Origin of the sequence: Thioclava kandeliae (assembly GCF_040297545.1) — a bacterium.
In the GTDB taxonomy this organism is placed as follows: domain Bacteria; phylum Pseudomonadota; class Alphaproteobacteria; order Rhodobacterales; family Rhodobacteraceae; genus Thioclava; species Thioclava kandeliae.
Genome location: NZ_JAYWLC010000013.1, coordinates 67,425 through 80,488, shown reverse-complemented (window position 1 = coordinate 80,488; position 13,064 = coordinate 67,425). Strand labels below are relative to the sequence as shown.

The 13,064-nt window shown below is 66.9% G+C and carries 9 protein-coding genes; 6 read left to right on the top strand and 3 right to left on the bottom strand.

What is annotated here, in order from left to right; genetic code table 11:
• Positions 1-38: 38 nt before the first annotated feature.
• The 3 genes from VSX56_RS14570 to VSX56_RS14560 form a co-directional block, all read right to left on the bottom strand.
• Entirely contained in the window at positions 39-2,216 is a 2,178-nt protein-coding gene (locus VSX56_RS14570) for a TonB-dependent siderophore receptor (protein WP_350938143.1), read from the bottom strand.
• Between the two features lie 179 nt (positions 2,217-2,395).
• Positions 2,396-6,241, bottom strand: a complete 3,846-nt coding sequence (locus VSX56_RS14565; RefSeq protein ID WP_339115557.1) for a non-ribosomal peptide synthetase — start codon at positions 6,239-6,241, stop codon at positions 2,396-2,398.
• Entirely contained in the window at positions 6,238-6,438 is a 201-nt protein-coding gene (locus VSX56_RS14560) for an MbtH family NRPS accessory protein (protein WP_339115558.1), read from the bottom strand. The genes VSX56_RS14565 and VSX56_RS14560 overlap by 4 nt, the downstream gene beginning before the upstream one ends.
• Positions 6,439-6,625: 187 nt before the next feature.
• Here VSX56_RS14560 and VSX56_RS14555 point away from each other — a divergent pair, with 187 nt between their 5' ends.
• The 6 genes from VSX56_RS14555 (at position 6,626) to VSX56_RS14530 (ending at position 13,063) form a co-directional block, all read left to right on the top strand.
• The gene (locus tag VSX56_RS14555) at positions 6,626-7,969 is read left to right on the top strand and encodes an MATE family efflux transporter (RefSeq protein ID WP_349295042.1); all 1,344 of its coding nucleotides are present in this window, start codon (positions 6,626-6,628) and stop codon (positions 7,967-7,969) included.
• Positions 7,953-9,173, top strand: coding sequence for a PLP-dependent transferase (locus VSX56_RS14550; RefSeq protein WP_350938140.1), 1,221 nt, complete (start codon positions 7,953-7,955; stop codon positions 9,171-9,173). The genes VSX56_RS14555 and VSX56_RS14550 overlap by 17 nt, the downstream gene beginning before the upstream one ends.
• Positions 9,170-10,057, top strand: coding sequence for an alpha/beta hydrolase (locus tag VSX56_RS14545; protein WP_350938138.1), 888 nt, complete (start codon positions 9,170-9,172; stop codon positions 10,055-10,057). Before VSX56_RS14550 ends, VSX56_RS14545 begins: the two co-directional genes overlap by 4 nt.
• Positions 10,050-11,081 (top strand): GNAT family N-acetyltransferase, encoded by a 1,032-nt coding sequence (locus tag VSX56_RS14540; RefSeq protein ID WP_350938136.1) that lies wholly within the window; start codon positions 10,050-10,052, stop codon positions 11,079-11,081. The genes VSX56_RS14545 and VSX56_RS14540 overlap by 8 nt, the downstream gene beginning before the upstream one ends.
• On the top strand, positions 11,081-12,358 hold the full coding sequence (locus tag VSX56_RS14535) for a lysine N(6)-hydroxylase/L-ornithine N(5)-oxygenase family protein (protein ID WP_350938134.1): 1,278 nt from the start codon (positions 11,081-11,083) through the stop codon (positions 12,356-12,358). Before VSX56_RS14540 ends, VSX56_RS14535 begins: the two co-directional genes overlap by 1 nt.
• A 165-nt stretch (positions 12,359-12,523) precedes the next feature.
• Positions 12,524-13,063: an RNA polymerase sigma factor gene (locus tag VSX56_RS14530; protein ID WP_339115564.1), complete on the top strand. Its 540-nt coding sequence runs from the start codon at positions 12,524-12,526 to the stop codon at positions 13,061-13,063.
• Position 13,064 lies beyond the last annotated feature (1 nt).

Sequence of the window (13,064 nt, the reverse complement as noted above, 5' to 3'; positions counted from 1 at the left end):
CTTGCTGGCAATCGGGCTGGCTAGGGGGCGGTCGTCGATCAGAAGGTGCGGCTCAGGGTCAGCGTGGCCACGCGACCTTCGCCCAAAGCGCAGCCATAACCGTCATAGCAGACGCCGTAATAGTCGCGGTCCAGAAGGTTGGTGACCCCGAAATCGACCGAAAGCGGCTCCGCCTCGTAATGGACGGCCAGATCGAGCAGCGTATGTCCGGGCGTCTTGCGCAGATTGTCCTGCGTCGAATACGAAGAGGATACGAAGCGTGCGCCCGCGCCCACCGATAGCCCTTCCACCCACGAGGACAGGTCCTGATCGAGCCAGAGCGAGATCTGGTGATGCGGGGCCATCGCGTTTTCATTGCCGATCAGGCTCGCATCGCCATTTTTAGTGATCTCGGTATCGAGATAGGTATAGCTGGCCACACCCTGCAGCGTCGGGGTCAGACGCCCCCGCGCCTCCAGTTCGATCCCGCGCGAGCGGATCTCGCCGGCCTGCGAGAAGCTCGACCATGTCGGATCGGTGGTGTCGTAATCCTTCACATTGGTCTTGCGCAGGTCGAACACCGCGCCGCTCAGCATCAGATCGGCACTTGGTGCATAGCGCAGCCCTGCCTCGAACTGGCGGCTCTTGGACGGATCGAGTGCGGCACCGGTGATCGTCTTGCCGATATTCTGGGTGAAGCCCTCGGTATAGCTGGCATAGGGGGTCAGCCCGTTGGCCAGCTCATGCGTCACCCCGATCATGTAGGTCGTGGCCTGATCTTTTTGGGTATCGCTCGTGCCTGCAAGATCATCGGTCTGCTTGGTCTCGAACCAGCTATGGCGCAGGCCGAAGGTCAGCGTGGTGCCCTGATCGAACTTCATATGGTCCTGCAGATAGAGCCCGCGCTCCTCGTAGCGCGAGTGCGTCACCGACGAGAGCCCCGGTTCGGTCACATCGAAATCATAGCTCGGATCATCATAGCTCACGAGATAGGTGCTATCATCGAGATACTGGGTCACCTTGTAACGGCTGAGCTGGTAATCGGCGCCAAACGTCAGGCTGTTCTCGGCGCCATACACGGTCGAACCGTATTCGATATTGGTATCGAAGCCCAGCGAGCGCGCGTCCTCGACATTGTGGAACGGGTAGTAATAGACCCCTTCCTCTGCCGCGTAGGAATAATCGAGCTGACGGTAATCGGTGTCCTGATGGGCATAGCGCAGGCGCTGGTTGAGCCGCAGCCCGCCGCCGAAATCATGGGTGAAATCCCAACCGATGGATTGCTGGGTGGTCTTCATCTCGTTGTAATCGGGCTCGTGCAACAGCCAGTCATCCGGCAGGCTGCCCCAGCTCGGATCGATATCTTCGCCATTGATCGGCCCCATAAGGATCGGCGTCAGACTGTCATGCTGTACATGGCCCAGCACGGTGAGCGAGGTGGCGTCAGTGGGCGCCCAGGTCAGCGATCCGGCCACGAACTGGCGGTCATTGGCCGAGTCTTCCACATCGGTTTCGCCCCGACGCACAAGCCCCGTCAGCCGCCCCGCAAGCGTGCCGCTCTCGTTGAGCACATTGCCCAGATCGAAGCCGACAGACGCGGTGTCATTGCTGTTATAGCTGGCCTCCACCTCGGCCAGTGGCCCGAAGACAGGGCGCTTGGTTACCAGATTGACCATGCCGCCTGCGTCGTTGGAGCCATAGAGCACGCCCGCAGGACCGCGCAGCACATCGACCCGCTCGATCATATAGGGGTCTGACGTAAAGCCCGAGAAATTCAGCGCCTTCTGCGGCAACCCGTCACGGTAAAGCGCATTCGGCCCCATATCGAAGCCACGGATCGAGAACTGGTCATAGCGGTCATCGGTGCCCCATGTAGAGGCATTCACTCCCGCCGAATAGGCGATCGCATCCTCGACCTGACGCGGCTTGCGGGCCTCGAGCTCGGTCGAGGTGACAACGGTGATCGATTGCGGCACCTCCGCCAGCGGCACGCCGGATTTGACGCCCGTCTCGGTGGCCGGTGCCAGATAGCCTGTGACCGCGCCCGAATAGGCAAGGTTCTCGCGCACGATGATCGGCGGCAGGGCGTAGGTGTCACTGCCCGCGCTCTGCCCGTCGGCGCTGTCTTGCGCCATCGCCGGATGCACCGGCAGAAGGGTCAGCGCCGTGCTGGCCATGAGGGCTGCAATCGCCATAGGCCGGACCATGCGCGATGGGGTATGGAGAGGAGAAGTCATCAAGAATGTCCCAAAAGCAAGGGCGCAACCGCGCCGGAACTGACATGGAGGTCAGCGCTCGCCTGGGGACAACCTAGGATGCGCGGACCATATCCAGCCTCACGGGTATGTCAACCACCCGAGAGCATTGCGGACCGGACTGCCTTTGCGTCAGTGTCTCCGGCCCGCAACACGCGCGGCTAGAGCCCCGCGAAAGCCTGATCCAGCCGCGCCTTGAGGCGCGTATGGAAAGCCGTCTCGCCGATGATGCGCAGATGGTTGGTCCCCGCGATCACCTGCGCCGCCGTGGCCTGCGGGCTAAGCCTGCGCCAATCCAGCAGGTTCAGCCCGCGCGAGAGGCTGTCGCCCGCACTAAAGGACGCCACCGGCACATCGAGCGGTTGCTGGCGGTGTCTGCGGAATACCAGCGCATTGTCGATCAGCACCCAGAAGGTGTGCTCGCGGCTCGAGATTTCAGGCCCGTCAAAGGGCAAGGGCTCGGCCTCGTTGCCGATGAAGCGCAGGAACTGGGCATAGGTCTCGGCATCCATCGCCCCGATCAGCCGGTCCCATTGCGCCCGCATCTTGGTCCGTGCCAGCCATGCCGCCAGATCGGCCTCGAGCGCCTCGCGCTCGCCCGCCCCGAATTGCGGCGCGACACCGGGAGTGAATTCCGGCCCCAGATCGCAGACATCGACCATGCCGATCAGCCGTAGATCGACCGCGCCCTGCAATTGCCGCGCGGCCTCCCATGCCAGAAGCCCGCCCCATGACCAGCCAAGGAAGGCCACAGGCTGGCCCTGTGCCTCGGCGCGGATATGGGCGGCATATTCGGCCACCACCTCCTCGACCGAGACATTGAGCCGCTTTTCCTCGTTGAGCGACTGGCACAGGAAGCCCGTCACCGGCTGATCAGGGCCAAGATAATCGGTCAGCCGCTGGTATTCGCGGGTCGAGACCAGAAGACCGGGGAAGCAATAGAGCCGCGGACGTGTGCCGCCCGCCCGCAGGGCGATCGCCCGCCGTCCGGTCCCCCGCGCCCCGATCCGCGCGGTGAGGGCGCGCACCGTGGGGGCGTCGAACAGATCGGCAATCGTCAGCACCGTCTCTGGCCAGAGCCTGCGCATGCCTGCCAACGCCTTGAGCGCCAGCAGCGACTTGCCCCCCATCGCAAAGAAATCATCCGTAACGCCCATCTCAGGTTGGCCCAGCAGATCGCGCCAGAGCGGCAGCAGCAGTGCCTCGGCCTCTGTCTCGGGGGCCACGCCCAGACAGGGCCGTCCCCGCGCCTCGGGCAGCGGGAGGGCGGCGCGGTCAAGCTTGGCATTGGGATTGGTGGGCATCCGTTCCAGCACCATAACCACCTCGGGCAGCATGTGGGCGGGGAGTTTTGCCGCCAGCGCCGCCGCAAGACGCTCCTCGGAGGCCGCGCCAGTGGCAGGCCCCGTCACATAGCCGATCAGCCGTTTCTGCCCGCCGTCTTCGCGCAAAAGCACCAGCGCCTCCGACACCTCGGGCTCGGCCAGAAGGGCGGCCTCGATCTCGCCCGGTTCGATCCGGTAGCCATTGATCTTCACCTGCAGATCGACACGGCCCAGAAAATCGATCGTGCCATCCTCGCGCCAGCGCCCCAGATCGCCGGTGCGGTAAAGCCGCCCGCCCGAACTGCCATCCAGATCCGGCCCGAACGGGTCGGGCACAAAGCGGTCCGCCGTGACATCGGGCTTGCCCACATAACCGCGTGCGACCCCCGTCCCGCCCAGATAGATCTCGCCCACCACGCCCGCAGGACAGGGCATCATCTCGGCATCAAGCACATAGGCCCGCCTGTCGCCCACCGCACGGCCCAAAGGCGCATAGGTGCCGGTAAACCGTGTGCCTGCAGGCACTTTCCAGACCATCGGCGTCATGATCGTCTCGGTCGGACCATAGCCGTTGATCAGGGTCTTGGCCCCAAGAGCGCGCGACAACAGGTCGAAGGTCGATTGCGCCAGCCCCTCACCCCCGAAGGAATAAAGGCGCATCGGCGGGGCGCTGCCCGTTTCCTCGGCCCATTCTGCCAGCTGCTGCAGATAGGTGGTGGGGATCGAGGCATTGTTGCAGCCGTGGCGGCGCATCGCGTCCAGCGTCTGCTCGGGCGTCCAGAGCGGGCCATCGGGGATCACCACCGAGCCCCCCATCATCAGGGGCACCATCCAGCGCTCATGCCCGCCATCCGAGGAAAACGGCAGGAAGGGCAGCTCGCGGCTCTCCTCGCTCATCTCGTAGACCCGCGCGGTAGTCTGGTTGTGATGCGAGAGCGGCCCATGCTCGACGGCCACCCCTTTGGGTTTGCCGGTCGAGCCCGAGGTATACATGATATAGGCCAGCTGGTCGGGATGGATCCGCACCTGCGGCGCATCGGGGCGCGGCGCGTCGCTCAGATCATCGAGACAGAGCACCGCCGCTTCGAGCCCTTCGGGCAGACGGTCGGCATAGCGCCTGCGCGTCAGCACTACCCGCACCCCCGCATCGCGCAGGATATGGTGGTTACGGGCCGCCGGATGGTCGGGCTCGACCGGAATATAGGCCCCACCCGCCTTCATCACCGCCAAAATAGCCACCACGGCCTCGGCCCCGCGCTCGATGGCAATCGCCACCGGCACATCCGCGCCGACCCCCAGACCCACCAGCCGGTGCGCCAGCGCATTGGCCTGCCCCTCCATCTGCGCATGGGTCAGCTGCGTGTCACCACAGATGATGGCCGTCTTGTCGGGGGTCCGACGCGCATGGCATGCGATGATCTCGTGGGTCGGGCGCGGATCGATGGGGCCGGTATCGGGATAGGGGGCCGACAGCCGGTCGAGTTCGGGGAGCGTCAGCAGCGGCAGACGGGCAAGCGGCGCCTCGGGTGCGGCCATGCCCTGCGTCAGCACCCGCCCGATATGGTGCAAAAGCGCCTCGATCTGCGCCGGCGTATGGCGGGTGGCATCGGCGCTGGCCGTCATGTGCAGCACTCCCTCGCCCGGCTCGGCCACAATCACCACCTCCTCGGCCAGTGGTGGCATGGCACGCGCGCGCCGCCCGACCCCCTGCGGCAGAGCGCGCAAGGGCCGAAGATAGAGCGCTACCGCCCCGAGCGGTCCGCCCTCGCGCGCCAACTCTTCCTGCTCCAGCAGCTCTGCGGGCAGCGCATTGGCGCGCGCCTCCGTGATCCGGCGGGCGGTATCAGTGCAGGCCGCCCCAAAGCCACGCATCCTCTCGGGGGCCAGACAAAGCGGCAGGATTGTGCCCTGCCGGTCCACGGAGCGCTCCGGCCCCTGCCCCAGCACGAAACGCAGCGCGGTCTCCCCCTCGCCATAACGTCCGAGCACGACACCAAGGGCCGTGGCCAGTGCTGTCTCGACGTCCTCGGGCGCAAGCCCCGCAGGCAGGTCGAATTGCGCCTGCGCCGTAGAGCGCGCCGCCCGCGCGGCTATAGCGGGATCGACGGGCATGGCGGGGAGCTGCGCGACAGGATAGCTCGCCAGCCGCGCCTTCCATCCCGCCAGACGTCTGCGGCGGTCCTCGAGAGACGCCGGGGCCGCCGGAGCGGTATCACGCGGTTCCGGGCCCGACCCCATGGCCTCCCAGAGTGCGGCTTCGACCGAGGCGAACACCCCGTCATCGGCCAAAAGGGGATGCGCACGGATCGCAACGATCCGCCCGCCATCTTGCCTCCCACTGACTAGCACCCGGACAGGGGCCGTCTCGAGATCGGGTGTCAGCCGCGCCAGCGCCGCGGGCAGACAGTCTTCGGGCGCGCAGGGCTCGGGCAGGGTCCGGCCATCCTGATGGCGCAGCACCTCGCCGCCCGCCTGCGGCTCGAGCCGTGCGGTAAAGAGCGGATGGCGGGCCAGCACCTGCGCCAGCGCCGCATCGAGCCCCTTCTGCGCATCGTGATCGAATTCCAGCACCAGCATCTCGGGGGTGAACGGCGCCAGTTCGCCCACGCGGGCATGGGCATAAATCCGGCGCTCGATCGGGCTGAGCGCGCGCATGGTCTCGAACGGAAGATCCTTGCTCATGGGCGGACCTCCTGCAGCGCGAGGGGGCGCATATCGCTCCAGCGCTGGCGCAGATCGGCAAGGGCGGCCTCATGCGGCAGCGCGGGCCCCACCGGCTCCCAGCCAAGGGGCACCGGATGATGGGCCTTCGACAGCCCGAAGCGGCCTTCATGGTTGCGCAGGATACGCCAGAGCGGCGCGGAGAGAGGATCGGTCATCGTCTTTGTCCTTCGATGCAATCGGAGCGGCCGAGCGGAGCCTTAGGGCCGGCGGTCATTTCCCTAGACGCCACGGGGGGCGCGAAATTCACCACACCGCGCGAAAAAATTATTTTTGCCGGTGGGGGTGAATTCCGGAGCGGCTGGCGCGTCTTGAGAGCAGGACCGACCAAACCGAGGCGCCCAGATGGCCCCCCCAGACCTTTCAGATCCCGATCTTCCCCGACTTGCCCGCAAGCTCGGCCTGCCTGTCATGGCGGGGCTGTCGCTCAATGCGCTTCATCAGGTGGTCGATGCGGGGTTCGTCGCGCGCCTTGGCACCGAGCCTCTGGCCGTGCTCTCGCTGATGGCACCGCTTGCGGGACTGGTGGCGGCGCTCGGGATCGGGATCGGCATCGGCGCGGCCAGCCTGACGGCGCGCGCCTTGGGGGCGGCGGATACACAGATGGCGCGGGCCGTTGCAGGGCTTGCGCTGGTCACGGCGCTGGGGCTTGCGGCGGGGCTCTGTAGCGCGCTCTGGCTGGCGCAGGCACCGGTTCTGGGCCTTCTGGGGCTGGAGCAGACCGACCCTCTCGCGGGGCTTGCCCGCGGATATTTCCCGTTCCTCATCCTGACCATGGCGGGCTCGCTCATGCAGATCCAGTGCGATTTTCTGGCCATCGGGCGCGGCGCCTCTGCCACGAGCCTCAAGCTTCTGGCGCTCTGTTTCGGATTGAATATCGCGCTCGATCCGCTCTTCATCTTCGGGCTTGGCTACGGGCTCGAGGGGGCGGCGATCGCAACGCTCTGCGCGCAGAGTGTCACGCTTGGCGCTTGGGCGCTGTGGTTTGCGCCCCTTTCACGCCGCCCCTGTCTGGACCGTATCGCCCCTCTGGCCGATATGGCGAGGATCGGGCTGCCGGAGGCGGGATCTGTGCTGCTGACCACGCTCAGCATGATGGCGGTCCTGCATCTGGCGCTCGTGCTGGGCGATACCGCCACTCTGGCCGCCTTGGGGCTTGCGCTCAGACTGCTGCTGATCGTGCAGCTCCCGATGGAAGGGTTCGCGCTGGGGCTCCAGCCGCTTCTGGCCCATGCCATCGGCGCGCGCGATCCCGCCCGCCTGCGCGCGGTGTTCCGCTACGGGCTGCGCGCCCTGATCGGGGCGGGGGCGGGGACGTGCGTGGCCATCCTCCTGCTGGCCCCCCTGCTCGCCGCGCTCCTTGCCCCAGGTCCGGATCTTGCGGGCCAGACCGTCCCGCTCCTGCGCTGGCTCGCGCTGGGGCTGCCCGCCCTCGCGCTGCGCCTGCAGGTGCAGATCCTGCTGCAGTCACGGATCGACCCGCTGCGCGCCAGCTGTCTGGGCCTTGCGCCTGCGGGCTGGCTGCTCTGGCCGCTTCTGGCGCTGATGCTGCCCCTCCTCGGCGTGGCGGGGCTCGCCCCCGCACTGACCCTTGCCACCCTCCTCGGCGGTGCGCTCGCGCTCTGGATGATGCGCAGCGCCCCCACCCCATTCCAACCAAGGGAGATGTCCCATGACCCTCAATCCTGACCTAGAGATCGGGCCTGACCTAGAGATCGGGCCTGACACAGCGAACGGGCCTGATGACCTGATCAGCCCTGCCCGCCCCCATGCGCTGGCGGCCTCCGCGCCCCCGATCTTCCAGTCCAGTTCCTTCCTTTTCGAGAGCTATGACCAGATCGCCGATGTGTTCGCCGGGCGCTCGGACCGTTTTATCTATTCGCGCGGCGACAATCCGACGGTGAGCGAGCTGGAGGGGCTGATCGCGCGGCTTGAACAGACCGAGGCCGCGCGCGGCTTTGCCTCCGGTATGGCGGCGATCTGTGGCGCGATCCTGCCTTTCGTGAAAAGCGGAGACAGGGTCGTGGCCGTGCGCCATCTCTATTCCGATGCCTTCCGGCTTTGCGAGACCGTGCTGAAACGCTTTGGCATCGAGACCGTCTATATTGATGGGCGCGACACCCATGCCCTGATGGAGGCCCTGCCGCAGGCGGCCCTCCTCTATCTGGAGAGCCCCACCAGCTGGACCTTCCACGAGCAGGATCTGGCCACGCTGGCCGCGGCGGCCCGCGCGGCAGGCACGCTCAGCGTCATCGACAACAGCTGGGCCACGCCGCTCTATCAGAAGCCCGCGACGCTGGGCATCGATCTGGTGGTCCATGCCGCGTCGAAATATCTCTCGGGCCATAGCGATACGCTGGGCGGGCTGGTGGCGGGATCGCGGGAGCTGATCACGCGGATCGATCACGAGGCCACCCATCTTTACGGCGCGCGCATGTCGCCGATGGATGCGTTCCTGATCCTGCGCGGCATGCGCACGCTCGATCTGCGCATGGGGCGTCATATGGCCTCGGGGCTGTCGCTGGCGCGCAAACTGGCCGCGCATCCCGCCATCAGCGCCGTCCATCATCCGGGGCTCGCGCCATGGGCGGCCTCCGCGCTTGCCGGCTATAGCGGGCTCTTCGCTTTTGATCTGCACGAGGGGATCGATGTGGCGCGCTTCTGCAATTCGCTCGAGACGATCCGCATCGGGGTCAGCTGGGGTGGGCCCGAGAGCCTCATCGTGCCGGGAGAGGCCGCCTGCGGGCTGGCGGGGGCGGCCAATTCCTTCCGCCGCTTCGGGGTCAGCCCGCGCACCATCCGGCTGGCCGTGGGGCTGGAACCGGTCGAGACGCTTGAGGCCGATCTGCTGCAGGCGCTGGCAGCAAGCCGCCAAATGGAGGCCGCGCAATGAGCCCGCAACCGATCGCCGAAGGACAGGGGCTCGCCCCGCGCACCCGCTGGTTCGACCTCGAGGACAGTCTCACCGGCGCGATCCGGCGGGTGTTCCTGTGGCTCCCCGAGGGCCCCGCACCGCAGGCGGGCTGGCCCGCGCTATGGATGCTTGATGGCAATGCGGTGATCGGCACCGCCATCGACGCGATGCGCGCACAGGCCTTCTGGCCCACGGGCACGGGGCTTGGCTGGGGCGCGCTGGTGGCGGTGGGCTATCCGACCGATGCGCCCTATAACAGTTTCCGCCGCAGTTGGGATCTGGGGCCACCGCCGGGCCGCAGCTACCCGCCCTTCCATGAGGGCGGGCCGGAGGTGCGCACGGGCGGGGGCGCCGAGATGGCGCGGTTCCTCATGGAAGATGTCCAGCCCTTCCTCGACAGGATCGCCCCGCTCGATCCGGACAACCGCGCGATTTTCGGCCATTCCTTTGGCGGGCTTTTCGCGCTGTGGCTGATGTTCACGCAACCGTCTGCGTTCCGCCATGTGATTGCGGCAAGCCCCGCGATCACATGGGAGGAGAGCTTCCTTCTCGAGCATCTGGCGGGCTTCACCCCGCCCCGGCAAGCGCCCCGCGTGCATCTGTCGGCGGGCGAGTGGGAGGGCAATGCCCTTGCGCCCTTCCAGCGCAGCGCCCCCGAGGCGGACGCGCGTCTGGCCGAGAAGGCCCGCACCCGCACCGTGGAGGCCGCGCAGGAGATGGCCCGCGCCCTTCGCGCCAAGGGCATCGAGGCGCATTACGAGACCTATGCGGGCGAGACCCATATGTCGGTTCTGCCCATCGCCATCAACCGCGCCCTGCATTGGGCCTTTGCCCTGCCCGTCGAGGAGACTGCCGATGCCTGAGGATCTTTCCGCCATTGCGCCCAGCGTGACCCTGCCCTGTGGCACCCGTTTCGGCGTGACCGATCATGGCGGGGGCCGGCTCGGGCTCACGGCCCCCGAGGCGCCCATGCCCCCCCACGCGCTGATCGCCAAGGCGCTTTCCGCCTGCGAGCGGCTGACGGCGGAGGGGCCGGAAGTAGCGCTGCGTCTGGAGGGGCCACAATGGGCGCCGGTGTTGCCGCAACTCAGGGCGCAGGGCATCGCGCTGGCCTGTGCGAGCGGCGATTTCGTGCTGCCCGAAATGCTCTGGCAGCGCCCCGATCTGTGGCTCTGCCATAACGCGCCCGCCTATCCGCAGATCTGGCGGCAAGGCCCGCATGGCCGCCACCCGCTGCGCCCGCCCGCACCTGAAGGCATGCTCTATCGCCGCCATATCCCCTGGCTCGGCCAGACATTCGGCCTGCGCGCCCTCACGATGGAGGATCTGCCGCTCTTCCACCGCTGGCAGAACGACCCGCGCGTGGCGGCCTTTTTCGAGGAGGCGGGCAGCCTCGAGGCCCATCAGGCCTATCTCGAGCGGCTTTTGGCCGATCCGCATATGACGGGGGTGATCGGGATGCTCGATGACATGCCCTTCGCCTATTTCGAGCTGTACTGGTGTCGCGAGAATCGGATCGGCGCGCATTACGAGGCAGGCCCCTTTGATCGGGGCTGGCATGTGCTGGTGGGCGAGGAGAGCGTGCGCGGGGCGGACTATATCACCGCATGGCTGCCCTCGCTCATGCATTACATGTTCCTGTCCGAGCCGCGCTGTGCCCGCATCATGGGCGAGCCGAAGGCCAGCCATGCCCAGCAGCTTCGCAATCTGGCGCGGGCGGGCTTTGCCCATCTGCGCGATTTCGACTTCCCCCATAAACGTGCCAGCCTCGTTGCCCTCGACCGCCAGCATTTCTTCGAGACCCGCGCATGGGCGCGCCCCGCGCCCACAGACGGCCAGCCGCTCCGGCTATCGGCCGCGCGCCTTCTGGATAAAGGAGACTGGTAATGACTTCTCACGATAGTGAATTCGATCTGATCGGCATGGGCTTCGGCCCCTCGAACCTCGCGCTTGCCGTGGCGTTGCACGAGCGGGGTGCGGGGCTGCGCACCCGTTTTCTCGAAGCGCGCCCGCAATTCGCGTGGCATCCTGAAATGATGATTGAAGGCGCCGATATGCAGGTCTCCTTCCTCAAGGATCTGGTCAGTCAGCGCAATCCGCAAAGCGCGTTTTCCTTCGTGGCCTATCTGCATGCCAAGGGGCGGCTCGGGCGGTTCATCAACCGCAAGACCTTCTTCCCCAGCCGTGTCGAGTTCAATGACTATCTGGCATGGGTGGCGGGCCAGCTTCCTGTCTGCACCTATGACCGCAAGGTGGTGGGGCTTGCCCCCGTGAAGCGCCATGGGCGGATCGACGCGGTCTCGGTGATTGCCGAGGACCGTCAGGGGCGGCAATGGGCCGAGACGGCGCGCAACCTCATCCTCGCTCCCGGTGGTCAGCCGCGCTGGCCAGGCGCGCTCGAGGCCCTGCGCGATGATCCGCGTGTCATCCATTCACGCGATTACCTGTCCCGCGCCTTGCCCCGCCTGAAGCCCGGCATGCGGGTGGCGGTGATCGGCGGTGGCCAGAGCGGGGCCGAGATCTTCGATGATCTGGCCAGCCGCCCGGAAGCGCCGAGGATCGATCTGGTGCTGCGCGCCACCGCCCTGCGGCCGTCCGACGATACGCCTTTCGTCAACGAGATCTTCGACCCCGCAGGCACCGACCGGTTCCATGCCCGCTCCGAGACAGAGCGGCACGAGACCCTCAGGGCGCTGGCCGCAACCAATTATTCGGTTGCCGATGCCGATCTGATCGAGCGGCTCTATGACCGGCTCTACGAGCAGAGCGTCACCGGCGAGGACCGTCTGGGCGTGCATCCCGAACAGCGGCTCACCGGCGCCCATACGCGGCAAAACGGCGTGGTGCTGGCATTTGCGGGGCCACAGGGGCCCAAAGAGATCGCCGCCGATCTGGTGATCCTCGCCACGGGGTTCGAACGTCGGATCGACGGGCGGCTGTTGGGCGATCTGGCGCCGCATTGGACGGGCGATCTGCCCGACCGGAGCTATCGCCTACCGATGGAAAACGGCTTTGCCCCCGGCATTTTCGTGCAGGGGTTCAGCGAGAGCACCCATGGCCTGAGCGATACGCTCCTGTCGGTGCTGGCGCTGCGCGCGGACGAGCTGGCACAGAGCCTGATCGGGCTGGCGCAGGCGCGCCGCCACAGCCTCGCCGCCGAGTGAGCGGGAGGGGAGGCCGCATCCGGCGGCCTCCTGCCCATGCCGCAGCGTCAGAGCGCCGCCTGACTTGTGGAGAGCCTTGTCTGTAAAACACCGCCCGTGCTAGGTCTGGCCCATCTACTCAGCGACGCGCCCGGCAGATGACCCCTCCCCTTGTCAGGTGATGCCATGCCCGTTGCTGCTCCCCCTTCCTTGCCCGATACCGCCCTGCGGGCGGATCTGCTCGATACGCTACAGTCACGACGCGAACGGCTTCTATGTCAGGCCATGCGCGTGCTGGGAAACCGCGATCAGGCCGAGGATGTCCTGCAGGAAGCGGCGCTGCGCTGCCTCGACTGTCCGTTGCGGCGCGAGCAGATCGCCCGTCCGCAAGCATGGCTTGGCTGCATGGTCCGCAATCTCGCCATCGACCAGTATCGCCGCACGAAGCGCCAACCGGGAGCGGAGCCGGTCACCGAACTGCCCTGCCCGCAGGCCGATCCCGAGCGGTTATTGCTCGACCGTCAGCGCCTGGATCTCCTGGAGCAAGGTTTGGCCCGCGTGCCGGACCGCGACCGGAGCATCTTTCTGGACCACAGGCTGGGCGGGATACGACAGCGCGATCTGGCCACGCGCGAGGGTCTTTCGCCCGCCCGCATCAATGCGATCATCGCCCGTGTCCATGCCCAGCTACAGGACGTGCTCGAGCCGCAGCGGCCGGAGCATTGAC

Coding starts and splice junctions, on each gene's coding strand:
- VSX56_RS14570 (WP_350938143.1), bottom strand. CDS start 2,216: ATGACTTCTCCTCTCCATACCCCATCGCGCATGGTCCGGCCTATGGCG.
- VSX56_RS14565 (WP_339115557.1), bottom strand. CDS start 6,241: ATGAGCAAGGATCTTCCGTTCGAGACCATGCGCGCGCTCAGCCCGATC.
- VSX56_RS14560 (WP_339115558.1), bottom strand. CDS start 6,438: ATGACCGATCCTCTCTCCGCGCCGCTCTGGCGTATCCTGCGCAACCAT.
- VSX56_RS14555 (WP_349295042.1), top strand. CDS start 6,626: ATGGCCCCCCCAGACCTTTCAGATCCCGATCTTCCCCGACTTGCCCGC.
- VSX56_RS14550 (WP_350938140.1), top strand. CDS start 7,953: ATGACCCTCAATCCTGACCTAGAGATCGGGCCTGACCTAGAGATCGGG.
- VSX56_RS14545 (WP_350938138.1), top strand. CDS start 9,170: ATGAGCCCGCAACCGATCGCCGAAGGACAGGGGCTCGCCCCGCGCACC.
- VSX56_RS14540 (WP_350938136.1), top strand. CDS start 10,050: ATGCCTGAGGATCTTTCCGCCATTGCGCCCAGCGTGACCCTGCCCTGT.
- VSX56_RS14535 (WP_350938134.1), top strand. CDS start 11,081: ATGACTTCTCACGATAGTGAATTCGATCTGATCGGCATGGGCTTCGGC.
- VSX56_RS14530 (WP_339115564.1), top strand. CDS start 12,524: ATGCCCGTTGCTGCTCCCCCTTCCTTGCCCGATACCGCCCTGCGGGCG.